Below are 22,412 nucleotides of genomic sequence, written 5' to 3'. Positions count from 1 at the left end.
CTCGCCTGCTGGGGAACGTGTCCCGGTGGCGGGCTCACCCCCTGGGCGGCGCACAGCCCTCATCCGGGTCGCTGGTAGCGGCCGCGCTGGTGCACCAGCGGATCGATGTCCTCGGCGATCTCCACGTGCTCGACGCGACAGGTGACCAGCCTCGACCACCCGACCTCACGGTCGTCCTCGAGCAGCACCCCGGCCCAGGTCCCGGCGTCGGCGAGACGTGGCCCCCACGACGTGGGCGTCCAGTCGGTCTGCCGGAACGGGCCGCCGGGGGCCGGGGCCACTCCGGCGAACTGGTCGGCGAGCATCCGGTGCTCCCACCGCAGCAGTTGTACGACGGCCCGGCCGGTCGAGGTGAGCGCCTCGAGGAGGTCCGAGTCCGGGTCGAGCAGCCCGAGCAGCTGGCCGGGCTCACCGGGGGCGACGAGCACGGATGAGACGGTCAGGCCGGCCCGGCCGTCCTCGTCGCCGCTGGTCCACAGGCTGACAGTGCCGCCGAGCCTGCCGCGCAGTTGCCGCACCGGGTCGCGGTCGTCCCCGAGGAAGGGGTGGTCGGTGTGGATGGTCACGCGTCCTGAGGGTACGTGACCGGCTCCAGAACGTCGTACGGCGAAATGCCTGAACCCCGCCGGATCGCGTTTCCGCAGATCAGACGGGGTTCCGATGCTCCCCCGGTTGGACTCGAACCAACAACCCTCCGGTTAACAGCCGAATGCTCTGCCAGTTGAGCTACAGGGGACCGCTTGGCAGCCCGCACAGATTAGCAACTCCGCGCGTGCGAGGTGAAATCCGGGGTCGGCGCCGTGGTCAGCGTTCGCCGACGGCCTTCTCCCGCAGCGACCTGCGGTGCTGCTCCAGGGCGACCAGCTCGCCGAACATCTTGTTGTACTCGGCCGACTGGTCGACCGGGTTGGTCCGCTGCAACTTGGACTTGATGTCGGCGATCCGGCGTTGCGCAGTGAGTTCCAAGAGCCGGAAGACGTGCTGGGCGACGTAGCGGGCATCGGGGGCACCGCTGGTGGGCAGCGGTTCCACGGCCAGGGCCGAGAGCAGCGCGATCACGTCGGGGTCGGCGGCCTGGTCGCGCATCTTCGCCACCCAGCCGGAGTCGGTGACCCCGGCGGCCGGGCCGCCGGTGGCGGCCACCGCCTGCCAGACTCCGCGATAGGTGGGGTGGGTGAAGTCGTTGTCGCCGACCTCGGAGATCCCGGCTCCGACCGCGGCCGGGTGCTGGATCACCAGCTTCAGCGTCTCCCGCTCCAGCGCGAACCGCGGGTCCCGCAGATCCGGCAGCGGCGGCCTGGGGGCGGGCTGCTCGGTCGATCCGGCCGGAGCCGGGTCGCGTTGGCCGCGCACCGGCGTGGACTTGCCGCGGGCGGCCTGGCGGCGTACCTCGGACCGGGCCTCCTCGACGTCGATGCCGACCAGCCCGGCGATCTCGCGGGCGAAGGCGTCCACCTTGGACCGGTCCCTGACGCTGGAGACGAGCGCGGCCGCCTCACGCAGCGCGTCCACCCGGCCGTCGGCGCGGTCCAGGTCATAGCGCTCCAGGATGTTCGCGAGCACGAACCGATAGAGCGGCACTCGACGGGCGATCAACTCGCGGACCGACTCGTCACCGGACTTCAGCCTCAGGTCGCACGGGTCCAGTCCGTTCGGCTCGACCGCCACATAGGTCTGGGAGACGAAGTTGGCGTCGCCCTTGAAAGCGCGCATCGCTGCCTGCTGGCCGGCGGCGTCCCCGTCGAAGGTGAAGATCACTTCACCGCGGAACTCCTCGTGGTCGTGCAGGAACCGGCGCAGCACCCGGGCGTGCTCGTCGCCGAAGGCGGTGCCACAGGTGGCCACGGCGGTGCCGACTCCGGCCAGGTGGCAGGCCATCACGTCGGTATACCCCTCGACCACCACCGCCTGCGACGACCGTGCGATCTCGCGGCGGGCCAGATCGATGCCGTAGAGGACCTGGCTCTTCTTGTAGATCGGCGTCTCGGGGGTGTTGAGGTACTTGGCCTCGATCCGGTCGTCGTCGAAGATCCGCCGGGCTCCGAAGCCGATCACGTCGCCCGAGGAGTCCCGGATCGGCCACAGCAGCCGGCCACGGAACCGGTCGTACGCCGAGCGGCCGATGGCCACCAGTCCCGCGGCCACCACTTCTTCCTCGGTGAACCTGGACTGCCTCAGGTGCTTCAGCAGCGCGTCGCCGTCCCGGGGGGCGAAGCCCACCCCGAACGTGTCGGCCGAGTCCCGATCGAAGCCCCGGCTGGCGAGGAACTGCCGGGCGGTCAGCGCCTCGGGGGTGGCCAACTGCCCGACGTAGAACTCCGCAGCCACCTTGTTGGCCTCGATCAACCGCTGCCGGGCCGGACCCTTGGGACGCTCCGGGACTCCGCCGTCCTCGCGCCGCAGCACCACGCCGTACTTGTCGGCGAGTCGCTCAACGGCGTCGGTGAAGGTGATGCCGTCGATCTTCATCAGGAAGCTGATCGCATCGCCGCCTTCGGAACAACCGAAACAGTTGCCGGTGAGGATGTTGTCCTCAAGGGTGAACGCGTGACCGTCAGGCACTTCGGCGCAGAAGACCTCCTCGACCCGGTCTGTTGGCTCCACCGACCGCACGATCCACCCTCGACGGGCGAAGCTCTTGTCGGCCGCCAGGAAGCGCTCGCGGTGTTCGTCGAGGAGGAAGAAGTTCTCTTGGAGGTCCTCGTTGATGAGGTGGATTCGGTGAACTTCGCTCGGCTCTCGCCCGGGGAATCCTGCACGGACCTGGGTGGTCACGCCGTAGGTGCCGATGCCCAACCGGGTGCAGAGATCCCGCACGAACTCGAGGTCGCTGCGGTCGGCGGAGTTGAAGATCACCGTCCCGTCCTGGGCCACACACCCGTCGGCGGCGAAGTAGCCGGACAACCAGCCGTAGAGGTACGACACTGACTCGGTGCGCGGTGGCAGGTCCTTGAAGAACGCCGGCAGATGGTGCACCAGCAGGTTCTCCCCGGACGCGCTGGTGTGGCTGTTCGGGAACCACTTGAGCATGGCCAGGTCCTTGGGAGGACACAGCAGTGCCATGGATCCGGTCCCCGAGCGAGTGCCGTCGCCGTAGGTGAAGCCGTGGGCGATACCGAAAGGTGACGGCGTGGTCCGGCGGATGCGGGATCCGGGGAACGTGTAGGCAAGCGCATCGCCTGCCTTCAGATCTTGGGTAAGCACCTCGCGTCGGTTCGTGCGCTTGGCTCCGGCTCTGACGAACCAGCGGTGGCCGTCGGTCGCATACAACTCCTTGACCTGCCGGTTCCGGGTCAGCGTGATCCGGTGAAGGCGCTGAATGCCGTAGGACTTGAAGGGTGCGGCAACCCATTGAGCACCGGACCCGAGCACCCGGTGGACACCCCCGGACAGTTCACGGATCTCGCGCACACCCTGATCGGTGAGCACCCGGGTCTCTCCGGCAAGGCAGTGGAAGAAGCCACGGCTCGGGGTCACGTGGAACGACGGCGACTTCTCGTCGTGGAAGGGGCACAGGCCCTTCATTGAGCCGCCGCCGGCGTTGCGGAGGGTGACGTAGGAGGAGACGATCTCGTCGATGCGCACCCGCTCGCGCACCTCTGCGATGTCCTCGTCCTTGATCCGCCCGGCCACGTCGGGGAGTCTACGGCCCGGTTCCCACACCCGGGGCGCACCTGCCGGAGGTCACCCGAGGCGAGGCATGACCTCGGCGGCAATGAGCTCCAGGTGGGCCAGGTCGCTCAGGTCCAGGACCTGCAGGTAGACGCGTTGGCAGCCCGCTTCGGCGTAGGCGCTGATCCGGTCGACGACCTCGGCGGGGGTCCCGGCCAGACCGTTGGCCCGCAACTCGTCGGGCGCCCGTCCGATCGCGTCAGCGCGCCTCCTCACCTCGGCCTCGTCGGCGCCACAGCAGACCACCAGCGCGTTGGAGTAGATCAACGAGTCGGGGTCGCGCCCTTCGGTCCGGCAGGCTGCGCGCACCCTCGCGAACAGGTCGACGGTGGTCTCGATGCTCTCGAACGGGATGTTGAACTCGTCGGCGTACCGGGCCGCCAGCAACGGCGTACGACGCTTCCCCTTGCCGCCGACCAGGATCGGCGGATGCGGGGTCTGGGTCGGTTTGGGCAGCGCCGGTGAATCGGTCAACCGATAGTGCTGACCGTCGTGACTGAACCCCTCCCCGGCCGGGGTTCGCCACAGGCCGGTGATCACCGCGAGTTGCTCCTCGAGCCGGTCGAACCGCTCGCCGGTGTCCGGGAAGGGGATGCCGTAGGCAGTGTGCTCCCCCACCATCCAGCCGGCCCCCAGGCCGAGTTCGACGCGGCCGCCGCTCATCTGGTCCACGCCGGCGACGGCGATGGCCAGCGGGCCTGGCAGTCGGAAGGTGGCCGAGGTCATCAGGGTGCCGAGCCGGATCCGGCTGGTGTCCCGCGCCAGCCCGGCCAGGGTGATCCAGGCGTCGGTGGGCCCGGGCAGCCCCGGAGTGCCCATCCCCACGTAGTGGTCGGAGCGGAAGAAGGCGTCGAAGCCCAACTCCTCGGCCGTGCGGGCCACCGCGAGCAGATCGTCGTAGGTGGCGCCCTGCTGGGGCTCGGTGAAGATCCTCAGGTCCATGGCGGCCAGCGTACGAGGTGATCTCGATACACCGCCTCGTGCCTCGGCGGCACTCGATCACCGAATCAGCACCCCACACTTCGGCGGCGGCCCCTCGGCGGCACTCGATCACCGAATCAGCACCCCAGTGCTTGGGCGGCGGCCCCTCGGCGGCACTCGATCACCGAACAGCACCCCACACCTGGGCAGCGGCCCCTCGGCACTCGATCACCGAGACTCCCGGTGCTTGGGCGGGGTCAGCACCAGCGGGCGTGCCAGGAGACCGCTGAGGCATCGGTGAGGGAGGCGATCTGGTCGGCGATCACCCGGTGCCGAGCCGCATCGTCGCCGGCGGCCGCGAAGTCCTGGGCGAAGGTGACGTCCAGGCGCTGCTCGGGTTCGGCAGCGACCGCGCTGAACAGCTCGTTGAGCAGGTCGGCCTGACGGGCATGGGTGGCCTGTCGTACGTCGGTGGCCATCACGTAGTGGGCGGCCACCCCCTTGAGCAGGCTGATCTCCAGCCAGGTCTGTCGGGGCACCTCAAGATCGGCGCCGTACCGGGCCACCGGGGTCCGGCCGACAGCGAAGGTGGCCTGCTGCACGGCTCCGCAGAAGCGGCCGATCAGGTCACTGGTGAGGTTCTTCAGGGCCGCCAGCCTGCGACGCGAACCGTCGTAGGGCAGTTGCGCCCAGAGCCCGTCACGTTGCAGGCCGCCCAGCACGTCGTCGAGTTCGGCATCGGAGACGTCAGGCAGGTACCACCCGCGCACCGTCGCCCATACCTCGGCCCGCTCCTCGGGGACCCGGGACAGGTCGATCATCCCCGCGACGATGCCGTCCTCGACGTCGTGCACCGAGTAGGCCACGTCGTCGGCCAGGTCCATCACCTGGGCCTCCAGGCACCGGCGTACGCCGTCGACCCCGTCGCGCAGCCAGCCGAAGACCGCCAGGTCGTCGTCGTAGACACCGAACTTGGTCGGGCCCTGCGGGTCGTCGCGACGCCAGGGGTACTTCGTGCACGCGTCCAGGGTGGCCCTGGTCAGGTTCAGCCCGGCCGAACGCTCCCCGTCGAAGGTCTTCGCCTCCAGTCGGGTGAGGATCCGCAGCGTCTGGGCGTTCCCCTCGAAGCCGCCATGGGCGACCATCAGATCGTTGAGCACCCGCTCGCCGTTGTGTCCGAACGGCGGGTGCCCCAGGTCGTGGGCCAGCGCCGCGGTCTCGGCGATGTCGGGATGACATCCCAGCGCCCGCGCCAGATCCCGGGCCACCTGGGCGACCTCGAGGCTGTGGGTGAGTCGGTTGCGGACGAAGTCGTCACTCTGCGGCCCCATCACCTGCGTCTTGGCCGCCAGGCGTCGCGACGAGGCGCAGTGCACCACCCGGGCACGGTCCCGTTCGAACGGGGTGCGCTCGGGCGCCTCCACCCGCTTCGGCGGTTCGGGGACCAGCCGCTCCCGTGCGTGTGCGTCGTATCCGTCCATCGGCGCCGAGCCTAGGGCATCGCCCGCAGCGTGCCCGTCACCCCGACGACGAGGGCCCAGCGAGGGAACCCCGACCACACTCCCACGCGTCTGGTCACCTCGGAGCCCCCATGGCGCGCAAACAGGCGTCAGGGGTGGGCATCCCCCACGATCACCAGATGTCGATCGGCCACCTCAACCCAGCCGACCTTCGCTCGGTTGACGCAGCACTGCGCCTGGTTCTCGGCCTCTGAGTTTACCGGCGATGGTTGATGTCGGAACTGCGTGAATGCCTCCGTTTGCGAGTAGGTGCGCTGGACGGCACCACCCGTGTCAGCGGCGGCGGATTGCGCGTAGCCAGCGGCGCCGGGCGGGCGCTCGGGGAGCCGACGTTGCCGTTCCTTCGGGAGCGTTCGCGCGCCGTTTGATGCCGGCGTGGAACGCGACGATCCGGACTTGCTCAGCGTTGAGATCCGCAGCCTCGAGTGCGTCAGCGATCCGGGTGTGCTGTTCGTCGGAGAGTCGGTCCCAGGTGGTCGCAGCGCTGACGGCGAGCCAGTTCGAGATGCCGGCTTGGCCGAGCGAGGAGAGGTGCGTGTCGGGGTCGCCGGCCGCCCGGAGGTCCGCTTCGACGCGGTGCCATCCGCCGCTTGCGCGTGTGAGTCGCCAGGCAGCCCGCCTGTTGGCTGGCCGTTCTGACGCCCAAGCCTCATTGGCGAGAGATGGCGGAGCACCCAGGCGGGCTAGGGAGCGTGCGGCGGCTGCGCTGACTCGTGGGCTGACGTCGAGAAGTACGGGGCCAAGGAGACGGACGACATCGTCGTCGGTGGCGCGTCCGAGAATGGCGTTGACGGCCGCAGCGCGGATGCGTGCGTTCGGGTGCGCGAGGTGATCGATGCAGGTACGTAGGTCTGACTCGTCGCCGAGGACTGCGATGCCGTCCAGGCAGGCTGCGCGAACGCGTGGTGCGATGGAGGGAGCAACGAGTTGACTGCGGTAGTGACCGATGATGTCGAGTCCACGTCGGTGTGCACGCCATCGGGCTTGCTCCCGGACTCTGGGCGCGCGGTCGGTCAGGAGCGCCCGGAGCGCCTCGTCGGAGAGTTGGTCATCGGGTAGGCGCGTGAGCGCGACGAGCCGTCCCTCGACGCTGTTGGCGTCGAGCAATTGCGCGATGTGGCTCGGTGCGCCGATCGACATAAGCCAGTCCGCGCAGGTGGCGCGGAGCCACTGGTCGGGGTCTCTTCGCGCGGCATCGACGAGCTGGTCGGCGGTGAGGACGTGCCACTGGTGGCCGAGCTCGAATGCCCACCGACGGACGTTTCGTCTGCTGCTCGCGAGGAACGCTCGGACAACGCCTTCAGAGCCGAGGTCGGCGGTCAGGGCCTCTTGAATGTCTGTGAGTGCCTGGGGCGCGTGCTGCCGACCGCGGCCAGACAGGATGATGTCGAGCACGACGACGGCCGTGCTGGCGTCGAGGTGGGGTTTCAGGCTCGCCCATGCGGCCGCGCGGACTTGGGGGACGTGGTCGAGGAGTCGAACAGCGAGCGCCGAGAATGCGATGCTCGTGCGCTTCGTCGCTAGAACCTGAGTTGCCCGTTCCCGGAATCGGCCGTCAACATGCAGGCTCGTGACGGCGGCGACGAACCCGGTGGATTCATCGACGTTGGGGCTGAGCCAGCCACGGACGCCGCTGGCCGGGGTTCCGGTGGCATGGGTGAAGGTGCGGGCGGCCTGGTCGAGGACGAGCCAGGAGCGACCGTCCAATGACTCAAGCTCCGTTGCGCCAATGCGCCACTCGTCAGGGCCACCGCCGGTGGCCTTTGATGCCAAGTCGGCGGCGAGCTCGCGGGCCTCCGTCAACGACATCATGCACTCATCTTCTCGTGCCGGCCGCCGCAGTCCCTACCGAATTGCAAGCAGATCACGTCGGGCTCTGTGGGTGTCGAGGCAGCCACGTCAGCAGCTCGGCACCGAGATCGGCGATGAGGTCCGCGCCCCAGATGGTCAGCGTCTGCTGCCAGGGGTGCCCGAAGGTGCCCCAGCGAAGGTCGGGTGTCATGTGCGCGTAGTAGTCACCGTTGGGAAACACCGGGATGACGGGGCTTCCTGCGGACGTGGCCTGGCGGCCCGGTGAGTAGCGGTAGGCAGGGTGCTGCCAGTCGAGGGCAACGAGTTCCTCGTCATCGGCGAGCCAGACGAAGGAACGCATCGCGGCCGCGCTGATCGCATCCTCCCCGGCGGCAAAGCGGGGACCGTCATGTTGGAAGACTGGGCCCAAGTCAATGACGAGAGACTCGGGTGGGAGCTCGATCGCCGGACGTACGCGCTCGTAGTAGTTGGCGACGAACCCGAACCGCTCGTTGAACGGCGCCCACGCTGACTCGTAGTCGACCTCACGCCACACGTCGTCCGCCTCTTCCACGGCCACAACGCTATCGGCTCCGTTCAGCGGCGTACCTCGTCCAGTTGCCACCGGCATGCTCGGCCCAGCGTGTCGCGGTGCCGACGTCGATGCCGACGAGGCTGGCGAACACGGCCGGCGGGACGGTCGCTGCGAGATGCAGCATCGCGGTGTTGCGGCTGGCGCGAGTGATGATCCCGAGGCGGTTGAGCCGGCCCATGAGTGACTTCGAATGTTGGTGGTGCCCGGCTCTCTTGCCGGGGAAGGGCCACTTCGGGTCAGCGAGGGTTCGGGCGGCACCGAAAGGCTTGGCAATAGGGAGCGCAGTGATGAGGTCAGCGACGTCTGGCAGAAGTTCGACCGGCTCCGTGCCGAGGTTGAGGTAGGTGCCGCTGCTGGTGAGTTCGATGTCGTCGACGGTGAGGGCGACGATGGTGGTGACGTGTTGGGCGTAGAGCAGGACCAGGCAGGCCGCGGCGCGGTCCTCGATGCTGGCGCTCGTCGGGTCGTGCAGCATGCGTCGGACGAGGGCCCACTGCTGGTCTTGGTCGATCGTGGCACCCGGACCCTGCGGACCTGCCAGGACGGGGAGGTTTACCTCTGCGAGTTCACCGTCTGCTTGTAGCCAGTTGAGGAATCGGACCTTCATGCCCTGTCGTCCGGTGATCCAGGAGTCGATGTCCATCTGACGACAATGTGCGAGGTTGGCGCCCCGCTCGTCGAGGTGGATAAGGAAGCGTTGGGCCATGCGGATCTCTTGTCGGCATCGGTCGGCGACAGCGGGTCGGAGTTGGCCGTGCCGGTCGGGTCGTGCTCGAGCGATAACATGCCAGCGGGCGTAGCGGGTCAGGATCTTTCGCTGGTTGAGGTCCTCGACACCTGCCAGCAATTCGGTCACCCAGCGGTCGAGCCGGGCTGCCTGTTCGTCTCGTTCGGGCAGCACGCCGGTGGCCACGAGGAGGGCGCGGAGGTAGTGCGCCGAGAAGCGGTTGCCTTCCTCGTCCAACGTTTTGTGGTTGATCGCATCCGGTTGCTCGGCGAGTCGGGCGAGAAGGCGAAGTGACTGGGTGCTGCGCCAGTTGCTGACCAACGAGGGAGCGCCGGCCCGGGCGACCAGGACATCGCGTACGTCTTTCAGCTTCGGGGGCATCGCGCCGTCGGCCGTCGCCAGGAGGCTGTCGACGTACTCGGTCGCCTGGCAGGCGAAGCACCACGGCTTGCCGTTCTTGGTCGCACGTCGTCCGAGCCCGGACTGGCCGCAGACTGAGCAGTCGATCACCGGCGCCTGGTAGCAGGTCGGGCAGATGTCGGGACTCGTGTCGGTTGCCCGCAGCGCAACCCGGCGGACCCGGCCACAGATGCCACACCCACGCTTGGGGTGCCGATAGCAGCGGCCGCAGAGATTCTTCCCGGCCCCGGACCGTCCGTCGGCGCGGGCATTGAGCGGTCCGATGGTGCCGCATTCGTCGCAGACGTCGGTGGCGGTGCGGGTCTTGGTGTAGCAGGTGGTGCAGACCGCACCGCCATCGGTAGCGCGGGCGTTGACCCGGCTGTCCTGCCCGCAGATCGAGCAGCGTTCGGTCGGCGCACGCCTGGCTTGGCAGCCGCGGCAGTAGCTGAGCCCGTCGACGGATGATCGTTTCAGGCGGCGGAGTTTCCCGCAGCCCGCGCAGAGGTCCGGTGCTTGGGCGCGTTCGTGGCAACGAGCGCATACAGGACGGCCTTCGTCGTCATGGACCTTGATGCGCTGACCGTCGCGGCCACAGTTCGAGCAGGTCGCGACGCGGAGCCGGCTGTAGCAGGTCGTGCAGATCCGTTGACCATCGCCGTGGTTGTGGAACAGGGTCCGGGGTCGGCCACACAGTGCGCATCCGGGCGAGACCAGTCCGTCGATGCCGGCCTCGATCGCTGCGTAGATGAGCTCGCCCACGAGCTTTGGCATGGCTGACCCGCCGGCCGTGAGCACGTCGGGGTGCCCTATGAGGTGGCCAACCAACCGAGTGCGTGCATGCTGCGCGGGAACGACCTGATCCAGCAGATCCTCGACGCTGGCCTGAGTGACCGAGGGGTCGAGCTCCACCAACAGAGCAGTTACAGCGGCGAGTTGAGCCGATCGCTTGGCGGCCTGTCGTTCAGCCGACCGGCGCTGCTCGTGGCAGCGGCACATGAGCACCCCGGGTGCGCGGCCGCTGCGCGGCCGGCCGCACGCTGGGCACGCCTGCGCCGCGTGCCTGGGCACTGGACCCGACTCAGCTGTCGGCGGACTTGATGACCGCGCGGGTCGGCCGGTTCTTGCCGCCGGGCTTGCCCGGCGCCTTCACCGCACCTGCGGCGGCCTTGCGTCCGCGCGTGGACGAGGACGCCACGTAGGGCTCGATGAGGTCGTTGGGGGTGCAGTCGAAGATGTCGCACAGCGCGGCGAGGAACTGCATGTTCAGTCGCTCGGGTTCGCCGGTGACGATCCGATAGACCTGCGTCGAGGTCATCACGACACCACGATCGGCGAGCAAAGGGACGAGTTTGGTGGTGCTGTGCATGCCGTGGTCGGCCATCACCTTCCGCAAGTGCCAGCGGTAGGCCACCGTCTTGGTGCCGGACTTGGTCATGGTGTCGATCCTTCCTCGGAATCGGGCGCTTGGATGGCCTGGTCGAGCGCTCGTCGGAGAACGCGATTGCGGTAGTCACCGGAGACGCCGGTGTAGAGGGCGGTGGTGGATCCCCAGCGGTGGCCGACCTGTTGCTGGACGAAGAGCGGGTCGAAGCCCTCCTCGATCAGGTGAGTGACGTAGGAGTGGCGCAGGCAGTGGGGGTGGAGTGCCGGGTCGAGACCGAGTTCGTCGCGGTACTCGGCGAACCTCAACCCGATGTGGTGGCCGGTGACGCGGGACTGCCGTTCGGTCGGCCACAACATCGCCCGATCCGCCAGGTCGAACATCGGCAACACATCGGTCACGTACTCCTCCAGGACCGGACGGGTCCAGTCCAGGACCGCCAAGACAGCCCGCCGGCGCGGTTGGGAACCTCGGCTGGCCTTGCCCCAGCGGACGTTGCACACGCCGTACCGGCCGAACTCGGTGGCGTCGGGGTTGCGGGTGAAGTCATGCAGATCAAGCATCGCGACCTCGCGTCGGCGCAGTCCGAAGGCGTAGATCATCTTGAACAGAGTCGCGTCGCGGAACACCGACTTCCAGCCCTTGCGCTTTCGGGCTCGTGCTCGTTCGACGCGGTGGTCGGCGTAGTCGAAGAACTGTTGAAGCTCGTCGCGCGTCAGCGGCCGGACAGCCGGATTGGCCTCGTGATCGCTGACATGGACCGCGGTGTTCCACTCGTGGCAGACCTGGGTGGGGTGGGTGCCGAACAGCGCGATGCACTGCTCGGCCCAGTCGTAGCGGCGGTCTGTCAAATAGGTGCAGAACAGCTCGACTGCGTTCTGGTAGCCACGGATCGACGATGGCGCCAACGGCCGCGGCGCCGACAGTAGTTGGGTCGTCCACTCCTCGACGTCCGCCGGGGTCCAGTCCCATGGATAGGTACCGCAGAACTCGACGAAGCGCCGCACACTCCGTTCCCGCGCCCGGATCGTCACCGACGCAAGCAATCGGGACGACTGCTGCCCGGCCCAACCCGCCAGCATGTCCTCGAAGACCTGCTCTGCCGGGCGGAGCAACGCGACGTTGCCAGGGCGCGCCGTCGTACGCGCGCCGGGCACCTCACCATCACGTTCGTCCACACACGACAGTCTTACATCAAATGTAAGATCCGTACATCAGAAGTAACCTTCGGCGCGTTTCCGCAGGTCAACACGGTGCCAGCCGGATCATCGCGTGCCGCATGAGGTCACGCAAGCACGCTCAGGCCACGCGCCGAATCCTTACATCTAATGTAATATAGACTGTTTCTAGAAGACCGACACGTGCACGTGGTCGTAGTGGTTGGCGGTCGCCGAGCCACGGTTCGACATCGGGCGCCAGCCCTCGCCGCTGCGGTCCAGCGACCAGATCCGCTGGGCGTAGATGATGTAGGTGATGCCCAGCTGGCGGTAGTTGGCGCGCAGGTGGTTGGCGATCTGCCAGCCACGCTCACCCGACACCATGATGTCGAGCGCCTTGCCGCGACCGTGGTCCCCACCGCCGCCACGGATCCCGCCATAGCTGCGGATCTCGGGGGCGAAGGCACAGGTGGCACGCAGCACCTTCTGCACGTTGGCGCCACCGCTGGCGCTGGCACCGTTCGCACAGGGCGCCGCACTTGCGGCACCGGAGGTGACGACCGGCTTGTCATCGGACAGGTAACCCTCGGTCACCCAGTACGCCGTCTGCTTGACGACGATCTCGACGCGCCCGTTGCCGGTGCGTCCGGTGAGCAGGACCTTCTTGCCGGCCTCCAGGGTGCCATCCTGGGCGGCGCTGTCGCCGCGTCCGGTCCACAGGTTGAGTGCGGCGGTGGTCCACTGCTGGACCTCGGCGTTGCGGATCGCCCGTCGGGTCGCGGCGTCGCGGGCTTCGCGGCGCGCCTCGCGGATCCCCGGCTGGGCCTCTTCCACGGCTCGGCCCGCGGACCGGGAGACGACCTCGAGCCGTTCCTGGGTGATGTCCCCCAACGACATGGGGGTGAAGTCGGCGGTGGCCTCGACGTCGGCTGTGCTCACATCGGTGGAGAGGGTGCCGAAGGCGATGGCGGTCACGGTCACCAGGGTCGCTGCGGACGCGGTGATCGTTCTGGGTGAAATGGTGCGGCGGACTCGGTTGTCCCGCTTGTGGCTCAGGTTTGCCACTGCGCTGATTCCTTTGCTGTCGCGGATGCTGTCTCGGGTGCTGACTGTGGTGCCGGCGTACTCGTGGCAGCCAGGCACAGTCACCGAGTAGAGCACACGAACCCACGAATGTGACAAATGGGCGACGCCCGTCACACGTGACCTGACTCACCTTCAGCGTGCGCCAGGCGGGCTTCTGCCGACCCTTCGGGGTCAGCCACCGGAGGTCGCGAGGGTCTCCTCATCGATCTCGCAGCCCCGCCCGTCGGTGTCGTCGAGCCACCCCTCAGGGAGCACCACCCGACTCCGTGGGGAGCCCTGCCGACCGCGTGGACGGCCCAGTTCGGAGGTGGGGAACACCTCGGTGGGATCGAGCTCGGCGAGCAGGGTGTCGAGTTGTGCCAGCGTCTCCACCAACGCGAGCGATCGCCGCAGTTCGCCGCCGGCCCGGAAGCCCTTGAGGTACCACGAGACGTGCTTGCGGAACTCCTTGCAGCCCCGCTCCTCGCCCATGTGCTGGCAGAGCAGTTCGCCGTGACGCCGCATGATCCGGGCCACCTCGCCGAGGTTCGGCAACGCCGGGGGCGCACCGGAGCCGGCAGTGAACGCCGCAGCGAGATCCCGGAACAGCCATGGCCGTCCCAGGCAGCCGCGCCCGACCACCACCCCGGCAGCACCCGTCTCAGCGACCATCCGCAGTGCATCGTCGGCCTCCCAGATGTCGCCGTTGCCGAGCACCGGGATGCTCACGTGCCGCACCAGTTCACCGATCACCTCCCAGTCCGCGGCGCCCGAGTAGGCCTGTGCGACCGTGCGGCCGTGCAACGCGATCGCAGCGCACCCGGCCTCCTCGGCGATCCGGCCGGCGTCGAGGTAGGTGAGATGGTCCGCGTCGATGCCCATCCGGGTCTTCGCGGTGACCGGCACGCCGTACGGAGTCGCGGCGCGGACCGCGTGATCGAGGATGTCGGCGAGCAGGTTCCGCTTCCACGGGAGCGCCCCTCCGCCGCCCTTGCGGGTCACCTTGGGCACCGGGCAGCCGAAGTTCAGGTCGACGTGGGCCACGCCGTACTCGGCACACAGGATCTCGACCGCTTCACCGACATGGGTGGGGTCGGTGCCGTAGAGCTGGACGGACCGGATGGTCTCGAGCTCGTCGAAGACCAGCATCGACCGGGTCATCGGGTCCCGCTCGACCAGCCCGCGTGAGGTGATCATCTCGCAGACGTAGAGCCCCGCACCCTGCTCGGCGCACAGACGTCGGAAGGCCGCATTGGTGACCCCGGCCATCGGCGCCAGCACCACCGGCACGGGCACCTCGAGCGAGCCCAGTCGCAACGGACCGGGCAGCGCCTCACTCCTCGTCGTCATCCGCCCCGGTGTCGCTGTCGCTCTCAGTGTCGTCGGCGTCGCCCTCGGACTCCTCGTCCGCGGTGAGCTGGGCCAGGATCCGGTTGCGGGCCTTCTTGCCGACCTTGTCCCAGGGCCGGATCTGGCCGGCCCACGTGATCGCCTCGAAGTCCTGGGTGGGTCGGAAGGTCATCGTCGCAGCCTCCCCGCCGTCGGGGACCAGGTACACCTGGCAGACGGTGAGCTCGGCACCGGTGAGGAACTCCTCGGGCAGCGTCTCGCTCGGGCAGGCCTCGAAGCGCTGCTCGCGGAACTCCGACTGCTGGATCAGGATGCCGTCGGTGTTCTCCAGGTAGAGCGGCACCGAGATGCCGCCCAGGTCCAGGTCGCCGATGTTGGTGACGGTCGAGATGACGAAGTACGGGGTGGCCCGCTGGGTCGCCTCGTCGAGCTGCCACCCGGCGAAGTCGCGGGTGCGCGCCTGGGCGATCACGTCGACGGTGATCTGCAGCGCGCCTCGGGCGCCGGCCTGCGGCTCCCACGCGACGTACGCCGACTCGCCCACCTCCAGGGCCGTGCCCGGCGCGGTCAGCGTGTGGCCGTTGACGGTGTCGTCACCGGCCTCCTCCGGCTCGTTGACCTCGGTGGTCTCGGGGTCACTCGGCTCATCGGTCGCCCCGCCGGCGCAACCGGTCAGCAACAGAGCCAAGGCCACGGCAGCGGCGGCGAACGGGGCGGGGCGCTTCACGGAGGTGCTCACGCGGCCATTGTGATACATGGCACCCAACCTCAGCACCCGACAAGCCGCGTGGCGAACCAGTTGACCACCTGGTCCAGCCCGATCCGCTCCTGGCTCATCGAGTCCCGCTCGCGGACGGTGACCGCGTTGTCCTCGAGGGTGTCGAAGTCGACGGTGACGCAGTACGGCGTACCGATCTCGTCCTGGCGGCGGTAGCGGCGGCCGATGGCTCCGGAGTCATCGAAGTCGACGTTCCACAGGCCGCGCAGCTCGGCGGCCAGTGCCTTGGCCTTCGGTGAGAGGTCGGCGTTGCGGCTCAGCGGCAGCACCGCGACCTTGACCGGCGCCAGTCGCGGGTCGAGGCGGAGCACGGTGCGCTTGTCCACGCCCCCCTTGGTGTTGGGGGCCTCGTCCTCGGTATAGGCGTCGACCAGGAAGGTCATCAGACTGCGGGAGAGGCCGGCCGCGGGCTCGATCACGTACGGCGTGTAGCGCTCGTTGTTGGCCTGGTCGAAGTAGGACAGGTCCGTGCCGGAGTGCTCGGCGTGGGTGGTGAGGTCGAAGTCGGTCCGGTTGGCGATCCCCTCGAGCTCACCCCATTCGGAGCCGGCGAAGTTGAACCGGTACTCGATGTCCACGGTCCGCTTGGAGTAGTGGGACAGCTTCTCCTTGGCGTGCTCGTAGTGGCGCAGGTTGTCGGGGTTGATACCCAGGCCGGTGTACCAGCGGGTGCGCTCGTCGATCCAGTACTGGTGCCACTCCTCGTCCTCGCCCGGCTTGACGAAGAACTCCATCTCCATCTGCTCGAACTCGCGGGTGCGGAAGATGAAGTTGCCGGGGGTGATCTCGTTGCGGAAGCTCTTGCCGATCTGGGCGATGCCGAACGGCGGCTTCTTGCGGCTGGAGGTGACCACGTTGGCGAAGTTGAGGAAGATGCCCTGGGCGGTCTCCGGGCGCAGGTAGTGCAGTCCGGACTCGTCCTCGATGACACCGAGGTAGGTCTTCAGCAGGCCGGAGAACTGGCGAGGCTCGGTCCACGCGCCGCGGGTGCCGCAGTTGCTGCAGGCGACGTCGGCCAGCGACACGTCGTCAGGGTTGTCGATGCCCTTCTTCTCGGCGTACGCCTCCTGCAGATGGTCGGCGCGGTACCGCTTGTGGCAGGACTGGCACTCGGTGAGCGGGTCGGTGAAGGTGGCGACGTGACCGGACGCCTCCCAGGTCTGACGGGGCAGGATCACCGAGGAGTCGAGGCCCACCACGTCCTCGCGGGTCTGCACCATCGCCTTCCACCACTGGCGCTTGATGTTCTCCTTCAACTCCACTCCGAGCGGGCCGTAGTCCCAGGCCGAGCGTGTGCCGCCGTAGATCTCCCCACACGGGTAGACGAAGCCTCGCCGCTTGGCGAGGGAGACGACGTTGTCGACGGTGCTGGCGGGCGCCTTGGCCACGGTGCGAACTCCTTGATCTCCCCACCGGCTGGCTGCCGGTGATGTGCAAGGGCTCAGCCTATCGACCGCCACCCCTGGATCGCCGGGCCGGGAGGCAACTGGTCACCCAACCCCAGATTCCGGGACCGGTTCCGTGACTCAGTGACCACTTGTCACGCACACCATCCCGCTCGCCTGCCTTGTCCACAACCGCCGCCGTGTCGGTCGCCCCGACGGGACAGGGTGAACGCATGTCCCATCACTCGGTTGGCCAGCGATTGCTGGCGTGGCAAGACGTACTCCCCGAAGCGGCCTGCGTCACCCACCTGTCAAGCGCCCGGATGCGTGGCTGGTGGCTACCGCCGCTCCCGAGCCGTCTCCCCGAGTTCGTAGCAATCGGCGTGGAGGATGCTCGAATCAGGCGCCAGGGGTTGTCCGTGACACGACATCCGGCGTCGATCGCCTGGGAGCACATCCAGGGCGTTCGATGCGCCACCGCCGGGGAGACCGTGATGGCCTGTGCCCGGGACCTGGGCCTTCTCGACGTAGTGGTGTTGATGGACTCCGCTCTACACCTAGGCCATGCCACCCGCGACGAACTGGACGCGATCGCTCAGCGACGTCGGCGTGGCGCGCCGAGGATGCGCGCTGCCCTTGCGCTGGCCGATGGCCGCGCCGAGTCTCCTTGGGAGTCGCTGTTGCGGATCCTGCACGTCTGCAGCGGCGTCGAAGTCGAGCCGCAGCACGAACTGTTCGATGAGCGTGGCGCCTTCGTTGCCCGTGGTGATCTGTGGCTGCCAGGGACTCGGGTCTTCCACGAGTACGACGGAGGCGAGCACCGGCGGCAGGCCCAACAACGCAAGGACCTCAAGCGAGACCGTCGGATCGGACATGCGGACTGGCTGCGTCGCGGATACACCGCCGACGATGTCCTCCACCAGGGCGTGGCAATCCTGCGGGATGCCGACCTGTCGGTCGGACGAGAGCACGATCCATCGAGGATCCGGCGCTGGCATGCCCTGCTGAGGGAATCCTGTTTCACCCCACCAGGGCGGGTGCGGCTGAGCAGGCGTCTTCGTATCGAACCCGGAAGTGGTCACTCAGCCTCAGATTTCGGGGCTGAATCGGTGACTCAGTGACCAGTTGTCGGCGGCTCCGCACACTCGCCTCGGGCCGAGGGATCGTTGAGCACTGCGCCGGGCTCGACCCGCTCGAACCCGCCGGGCTCGTCGATGGCCCACCTCATCAACGCCATCGCGGCGCCGCGATGCGCCGAGAGCGCGCGCCGGTAGGAGCCGACGTTCTCCCAACTGGTCGCCAGGACCCACAACTCCGGGTCGTCGACGTTGCGACCCAGTGTCGCGTCCAGTGAGCCGGGACAGCCCAACATCAGCGCACGGAACTCCTCGGCAGCGGTTCGGAAACCTGCCGCTTCATCCCCGGGCACCCGGAATCGGTTGACGACCAGCACGGACCCGACCCTAGTTGAGACGTCGTCCGGCGCTGCGTGGAAGGCAGTGGCGACGTCCGCTGATTTGACTTTGATTCTCACCATCGTCTGGAATGGTTCTCATGAAGCGACTGCCGTTCCGACTTTCCGCCCTGGCCGCCCTGCCGTTGATCGCCGCCTCGTGCGCCACCGTCGACGGCTCTCCGGGCAGCGACGCCCTGGTCGACGACGAGACCCCCGTGGCGGTGGCTGCCTTCTACCCGCTCTACTACGTCACCGACCGGATCGCCGGCCCCGAGTTCGACGTCGTCAACCTGACCGCCCCGGGCTACGAGGCGCACGACCTGGAGCTGAGCATCCGGGACACGGCGACCTTGGCCGACGCCGCAGTGGTGGTGCACCTCTCAGGCTTCCAGCCCGCCGTTGACACCGGGATCGCCAACGTCGTCGACGGTGCTGTCGTCATCGATGCTGCCGACGTGGTCGACCTGCGCGAGGTCGACGAGGACGACGACCACGGCCACGAGGACGAAGACGAGCACGGCCACGACGAAGACGAACACGGGCACGAGGACGAAGACGGCCACGACGAAGACGAGCACGGGCACGACGAGGACGAAGACGGCCACGACGAAGACGAGCACGGGCACGACGAGGACGAAGACGGCCACGACGAGGACGAGCACGGCCACGACGAGGACGACGACCACGGTCACGACCACGGCGACGAGGACCCGCACTTCTGGCTGGACCCGCTCCGGTTGGCCGACCTCGGTGACGCGGTCGCCGGCGCGTTCGCCGAGGCCTCCCCCGAGCACGCGGACGACTTCGCCACCCGGGCCGCGGAGCTGCGCTCCGACCTCGAGGAGATCGACGCCGCCTACACCACGGGCCTCGCCAACTGCGCGATCGACACCGTCGTGGTGAGCCACAACGCCTTCGGCTACCTGACCAAGTACGGCCTGCACTTCGAGCCGATCGCCGGCCTGTCGCCGGGTGCCGAGCCGACCCCGGCCGACCTGCAGCGGCTCCAGCAAGTGATCCGGGACGAAGGCGTCACCACGGTCTTCGCCGAGACGCTGATCAACCCGAGGATCGCCGAGAGCCTGGCCAACGACATGGGGATCGAGACGGGAGTTCTTGACCCGATCGAGGGCCTGACTGACGAAAGCAGCGAAGAGGACTACCTTTCTCTCATGCGCACCAACCTTGCGGCCCTCACCGAGGCAGGAGGGTGTTGACCCACCGCCACACTCAAGGTGATGGCGTCGTCGCGGTCCGCGACGGCGCCGTCGCCATTGCTGGACGGCCCATCCTGCGCGGCATCGACCTGGACGTACGCCGGGGCGAGTTCGTCGCTCTGCTCGGCCCCAACGGCTCAGGCAAGTCCACCCTGATCCGCGCGCTGACCGGGCTGCGGCCGACCGCCGGGGGCTCGGTGAGCCTGTTCGGCACCCCGTTGGCGAAGTTCCACGACTGGCCGCGCGTCGGCTTCGTGCCGCAGCGCCCCAGTGCCGCGTCCGGGGTGCCGACCTCGGTGTGGGAGGTGGTCGCCTCGGGACGACTGACCCGTCGCCGCCTGTTCCGGCCACTGCTGCGCCACGACCGGGCCGCGATCCGGGACGCCCTGGACGTGGTCGGCCTCGCCGACCGCGCTCGGGACGGGGTCTCCACGCTCTCCGGCGGGCAGCAGCAGCGGGTGCTGATCGCGCGGGCCCTGGCCGGGGAGCCGGAGTTGCTGTTCCTGGACGAGCCGACCGCCGGAGTGGACCGAGCCAACCAGGAGGCGCTCGCTGACGCGCTCGGCCTGCTGTCGCGCCGGGGAGCCACGATCATCCTGGTCGCCCACGAACTCGGGCCGCTGGAGCCGCTCGTGGACCGAGTGGTGATGATGCGCGACGGCCGGATCGTCTACGACGGCCCGCCCGCCGGCCGCGACCACGCCCACCCCGACCACGGCCACCACCACGACGCCCCGCGCCCTGACCACCTGCCGCAGGTCAGCGGCCCCCTCGACTCCCCCGGAGCCCGCTGATGCCACTCGTCGACGCGCTGCTCATCGACCTGCTCGGGCTCCCGTTCATGCAGCGAGCGCTGCTGGCGGCGGTGTTCACCGGCGTCGCGGCTCCGGTCGTCGGCGCCTACCTCGTGCAGCGACGCCTGGCGCTGATGGGTGACGGCATCGGACATGTCGCGGTCACCGGCGTCGCCCTCGGCCTGCTCACCGGCACCTCGCCGATCTGGGCCGCGGTGATCGTGGCCGGTCTGGGCGCCATCACCATCGAACTCATCCGGGCTCAGGGGCGCACCGGCGGCGACCTCGCGTTGGCCCTGCTCTTCTACGGCGGTATCGCCGGGGGCGTGCTGATCACCGGGATCGCCGGCCAGTCCCCCCAGGTGCTGCACGAGTACCTGTTCGGCTCCATCTCGACGCTGTCCACCCACGACGTCGCGGTCACTCTGGGGCTCGCCGCCGTGGTGCTCCTCGTCGGGCTCGGCCTGCTCCCCCAACTCTTCGCCGTGGCCCACGACGGCGAGTTCGCCCAGGTGGCCGGTCTCAACGTGCGGCTGTACAACATCGTGGTGGCCGTGATCGCCGCGATCACGGTGACCGTGGCCATGCGGACGGTGGGACTGCTGCTCGTGTCGGCGTTGATGGTGGTGCCGGTCGCCACCGCGCAGCAACTCACCAACTCGTTCCGGACCACCCTGATAGCGGCGATGGCCCTGGGCACCGGGGCGTCCGTGGGCGGACTGCTGCTGTCGGCGTGGGCCTCCTACCACGCCCGCATCTCGCCAGGCCCGACCATCGTGCTGCTGGCGTTGGCCTGCTTCGTGCTCACCTGGCCGCTGGGGGCCTGGCTGCGGCGCCGTCGACGACTGCTCACCCCGTTCCCCGACTCCGAACCCGCTACCCACGAGGTGGCAGATGGCCACCCGCACACGCACAGCGACGACTGCGGGCATCCCGCCATCCCACACGGCGACCATGTCGACTATGTTCATGACGGCCATCGGCACGCACCGCACGGGAGCCACTATGACGAGCACTGAACGGACCCCACCCTCCTTGGGCAACGTCCGGCCGACCCGGCAGCGGCTGGCCGTCGCCGAGGCTCTGGCGAGTTTCGATGACTTCCGCTCAGCCCAGGAGATCCACGAACTGCTGGGCCGGCGGGGCGAGAACGTCGGCCTGGCCACCGTCTATCGGACGCTGCAGTCCTTCGCTGATTCCGGCGAGCTGGACGTGTTGCGCACCGAGGACGGTGAAGCGATCTATCGGCGCTGCTCCACCACCCACCACCATCACCTCGTGTGCCGCACCTGCGGCGCCACCGTGGAGGTGGAGGGACCGGCCGTGGAGCGATGGACGAGCGCGATCGCGAACGAGCACGGGTTCACCGACATCTCGCACACCCTGGAGATCTTCGGGACCTGCCCGAACTGCTCGGCGGCCTAGACGTCGTTGGGTTGCGCGCCGCCGTAGCGGCGATCCCGGGCCGCATACTCCTCGCAGGCCGCCCAGAGGTGTCGTCGATCCACGTCCGGCCACAGCACATCGCTGAAGACGAACTCGGCGTACGCCGCCTGCCAGGTCAAGAAGTTGGAGAGCCGCTGCTCCCCTGACGTTCGCCAGACCATGTCCGCCTCGGACAACTCGGGCACGTAGAGGTTCCTGGCGATCGTCGCCTCCGTGATCCGGGCCGGATCCAGGCGACCGGCAGCCACCTCAGCACCGATGCGGCGTACCGCGTCGGTCAACTCGGCCCGACCGCCGTAGTTGACGCACATCGTCAACGTGCACACGGTGTTGTGCCGGGTCAGTTCCTCGGCGGTCCGGAGCTCCTTGATGACGGACTTCCACAGTCGGGGTGCGCGGCCGGCCCAGCGGACCCGGATGCCCATCTCGTGCATCTCCTCGCGTCGGCGACGCACCACGTCTCGGTTGAAGCCCATCAGCCACCGAACCTCGTCGGGTGACCGGGACCAGTTCTCGGTGGAGAACGCGTACGCCGACACCGCCTTGACGCCCAGCTCGATGGCCCCGGAGACGACCTCGAAGAGCGCGTGCTCGCCCTGGGCATGCCCCGCGGTCCGCGGGAGCCCCCGCTCCTTGGCCCAGCGACCGTTGCCGTCCATGATCACCGCCACGTGCTCGGGCAGGAACTGCGCCGGGATCTGCGGCGGTCGGGCGCCCGAGGGATGCGGAGTCGGTGGTCGCACGGCATGGCTCAC

The 22,412-nt window shown here is 68.6% G+C and carries 20 protein-coding genes and 1 tRNA gene; 4 read left to right on the top strand and 17 right to left on the bottom strand.

Translation table 11 applies throughout. The features are described from left to right. Positions 1-59 precede the first annotated feature (59 nt). From JKG67_RS15030 to JKG67_RS14955, 16 genes are all read right to left on the bottom strand, one after another. Positions 60-566 carry a flavin reductase family protein gene (locus JKG67_RS15030; RefSeq protein WP_203338145.1) on the bottom strand — a complete coding sequence of 169 codons (507 nt, stop codon included), beginning with the start codon at positions 564-566 and terminating at the stop codon, positions 60-62. 97 nt (positions 567-663) lie between these two features. Beyond that, positions 664-736: transfer RNA gene (locus tag JKG67_RS15025), tRNA-Asn, on the bottom strand. Positions 737-804: 68 nt separating this feature from the next. Further along, entirely contained in the window at positions 805-3,633 is a 2,829-nt protein-coding gene (dnaG, locus tag JKG67_RS15020) for a DNA primase (protein WP_203338144.1), read from the bottom strand. 51 nt (positions 3,634-3,684) lie between these two features. After that, positions 3,685-4,614, bottom strand: a complete 930-nt coding sequence (locus tag JKG67_RS15015) for an LLM class F420-dependent oxidoreductase (protein ID WP_203338143.1) — start codon at positions 4,612-4,614, stop codon at positions 3,685-3,687. A gap of 236 nt (positions 4,615-4,850) precedes the next feature. Further along, positions 4,851-6,074: a deoxyguanosinetriphosphate triphosphohydrolase gene (locus JKG67_RS15010; RefSeq protein ID WP_203338142.1), complete on the bottom strand. Its 1,224-nt coding sequence runs from the start codon at positions 6,072-6,074 to the stop codon at positions 4,851-4,853. A 312-nt stretch (positions 6,075-6,386) separates the two neighbouring features. Next, positions 6,387-7,916: a hypothetical protein gene (locus JKG67_RS15005; protein ID WP_203338141.1), complete on the bottom strand. Its 1,530-nt coding sequence runs from the start codon at positions 7,914-7,916 to the stop codon at positions 6,387-6,389. Between the two features lie 61 nt (positions 7,917-7,977). Then, a complete protein-coding gene (locus JKG67_RS15000) occupies positions 7,978-8,478 on the bottom strand; it encodes a DUF2716 domain-containing protein (protein ID WP_203338140.1) in 501 nt (166 codons plus the stop codon). A gap of 10 nt (positions 8,479-8,488) precedes the next feature. Beyond that, positions 8,489-10,399, bottom strand: coding sequence for a hypothetical protein (locus JKG67_RS14995; protein ID WP_203338139.1), 1,911 nt, complete (start codon positions 10,397-10,399; stop codon positions 8,489-8,491). A gap of 307 nt (positions 10,400-10,706) precedes the next feature. Beyond that, positions 10,707-11,063: a helix-turn-helix domain-containing protein gene (locus JKG67_RS14990; RefSeq protein WP_203338138.1), complete on the bottom strand. Its 357-nt coding sequence runs from the start codon at positions 11,061-11,063 to the stop codon at positions 10,707-10,709. Continuing rightward, the gene (locus tag JKG67_RS14985; protein WP_307816586.1) at positions 11,060-12,187 is read right to left on the bottom strand and encodes a tyrosine-type recombinase/integrase; all 1,128 of its coding nucleotides are present in this window, start codon (positions 12,185-12,187) and stop codon (positions 11,060-11,062) included. Before JKG67_RS14985 ends, JKG67_RS14990 begins: the two co-directional genes overlap by 4 nt. A gap of 168 nt (positions 12,188-12,355) precedes the next feature. Beyond that, positions 12,356-13,141, bottom strand: a complete 786-nt coding sequence (locus JKG67_RS14980) for a VldE C-terminal domain-containing protein (protein ID WP_203338137.1) — start codon at positions 13,139-13,141, stop codon at positions 12,356-12,358. Between the two features lie 282 nt (positions 13,142-13,423). Then, positions 13,424-14,581, bottom strand: a complete 1,158-nt coding sequence (gene dusB, locus JKG67_RS14975) for a tRNA dihydrouridine synthase DusB (RefSeq protein ID WP_203338136.1) — start codon at positions 14,579-14,581, stop codon at positions 13,424-13,426. Beyond that, positions 14,565-15,320, bottom strand: coding sequence for a hypothetical protein (locus tag JKG67_RS14970; RefSeq protein WP_203338135.1), 756 nt, complete (start codon positions 15,318-15,320; stop codon positions 14,565-14,567). Before JKG67_RS14970 ends, dusB begins: the two co-directional genes overlap by 17 nt. A gap of 29 nt (positions 15,321-15,349) precedes the next feature. Further along, the gene (locus JKG67_RS14965; RefSeq protein WP_203338134.1) at positions 15,350-16,747 is read right to left on the bottom strand and encodes a glycine--tRNA ligase; all 1,398 of its coding nucleotides are present in this window, start codon (positions 16,745-16,747) and stop codon (positions 15,350-15,352) included. Between the two features lie 554 nt (positions 16,748-17,301). Beyond that, on the bottom strand, positions 17,302-17,742 hold the full coding sequence (locus JKG67_RS14960) for a hypothetical protein (protein WP_203338133.1): 441 nt from the start codon (positions 17,740-17,742) through the stop codon (positions 17,302-17,304). Positions 17,743-17,858: 116 nt separating this feature from the next. After that, the gene (locus JKG67_RS14955) at positions 17,859-18,197 is read right to left on the bottom strand and encodes an antibiotic biosynthesis monooxygenase (protein WP_203338132.1); all 339 of its coding nucleotides are present in this window, start codon (positions 18,195-18,197) and stop codon (positions 17,859-17,861) included. Between the two features lie 101 nt (positions 18,198-18,298). Here JKG67_RS14955 and JKG67_RS14950 point away from each other — a divergent pair, with 101 nt between their 5' ends. Genes JKG67_RS14950 through JKG67_RS14935 form a run of 4 tightly spaced genes read left to right on the top strand, consistent with a single transcriptional unit; the run spans position 18,299 to position 21,636 of the window. After that, positions 18,299-19,417 carry a metal ABC transporter substrate-binding protein gene (locus tag JKG67_RS14950; RefSeq protein WP_203338131.1) on the top strand — a complete coding sequence of 373 codons (1,119 nt, stop codon included), beginning with the start codon at positions 18,299-18,301 and terminating at the stop codon, positions 19,415-19,417. After that, positions 19,414-20,211 carry a metal ABC transporter ATP-binding protein gene (locus JKG67_RS14945; protein ID WP_238998497.1) on the top strand — a complete coding sequence of 266 codons (798 nt, stop codon included), beginning with the start codon at positions 19,414-19,416 and terminating at the stop codon, positions 20,209-20,211. The genes JKG67_RS14950 and JKG67_RS14945 overlap by 4 nt, the downstream gene beginning before the upstream one ends. Beyond that, the gene (locus JKG67_RS14940) at positions 20,211-21,230 is read left to right on the top strand and encodes a metal ABC transporter permease (RefSeq protein ID WP_203338129.1); all 1,020 of its coding nucleotides are present in this window, start codon (positions 20,211-20,213) and stop codon (positions 21,228-21,230) included. Before JKG67_RS14945 ends, JKG67_RS14940 begins: the two co-directional genes overlap by 1 nt. Then, positions 21,217-21,636 (top strand): Fur family transcriptional regulator, encoded by a 420-nt coding sequence (locus tag JKG67_RS14935; RefSeq protein ID WP_203338128.1) that lies wholly within the window; start codon positions 21,217-21,219, stop codon positions 21,634-21,636. The genes JKG67_RS14940 and JKG67_RS14935 overlap by 14 nt, the downstream gene beginning before the upstream one ends. Here JKG67_RS14935 and JKG67_RS14930 read toward each other — a convergent pair. Beyond that, positions 21,633-22,412: an isoprenyl transferase gene (locus tag JKG67_RS14930; protein WP_203338127.1), complete on the bottom strand. Its 780-nt coding sequence runs from the start codon at positions 22,410-22,412 to the stop codon at positions 21,633-21,635. The two genes, JKG67_RS14935 and JKG67_RS14930, sit on opposite strands and share 4 nt — an antisense overlap.

Origin of the sequence: Nocardioides limicola, from assembly GCF_016827675.1 — a bacterium.
GTDB lineage: Bacteria > Actinomycetota > Actinomycetes > Propionibacteriales > Nocardioidaceae > Nocardioides > Nocardioides limicola.
The sequence above is the reverse complement of the archived record's forward strand: the minus strand, read 5'-3'. Positions and strand labels throughout refer to the sequence as shown.

Bases quoted from the DNA above. Each gene is read 5' to 3' on its own strand.
- JKG67_RS15015 (WP_203338143.1), bottom strand. From the start codon at position 4,614: ATGGACCTGAGGATCTTCACCGAGCCCCAGCAGGGCGCCACCTACGAC.
- JKG67_RS15010 (WP_203338142.1), bottom strand. From the start codon at position 6,074: ATGGACGGATACGACGCACACGCACGGGAGCGGCTGGTCCCCGAACCG.
- JKG67_RS14995 (WP_203338139.1), bottom strand. From the start codon at position 10,399: ATGCCAAAGCTCGTGGGCGAGCTCATCTACGCAGCGATCGAGGCCGGC.
- JKG67_RS14990 (WP_203338138.1), bottom strand. From the start codon at position 11,063: ATGACCAAGTCCGGCACCAAGACGGTGGCCTACCGCTGGCACTTGCGG.
- dusB (WP_203338136.1), bottom strand. From the start codon at position 14,581: ATGACGACGAGGAGTGAGGCGCTGCCCGGTCCGTTGCGACTGGGCTCG.
- JKG67_RS14960 (WP_203338133.1), bottom strand. From the start codon at position 17,742: ATGCCAGCGCCGGATCCTCGATGGATCGTGCTCTCGTCCGACCGACAG.
- JKG67_RS14950 (WP_203338131.1), top strand. From the start codon at position 18,299: ATGAAGCGACTGCCGTTCCGACTTTCCGCCCTGGCCGCCCTGCCGTTG.
- JKG67_RS14940 (WP_203338129.1), top strand. From the start codon at position 20,211: ATGCCACTCGTCGACGCGCTGCTCATCGACCTGCTCGGGCTCCCGTTC.
- JKG67_RS14935 (WP_203338128.1), top strand. From the start codon at position 21,217: ATGACGAGCACTGAACGGACCCCACCCTCCTTGGGCAACGTCCGGCCG.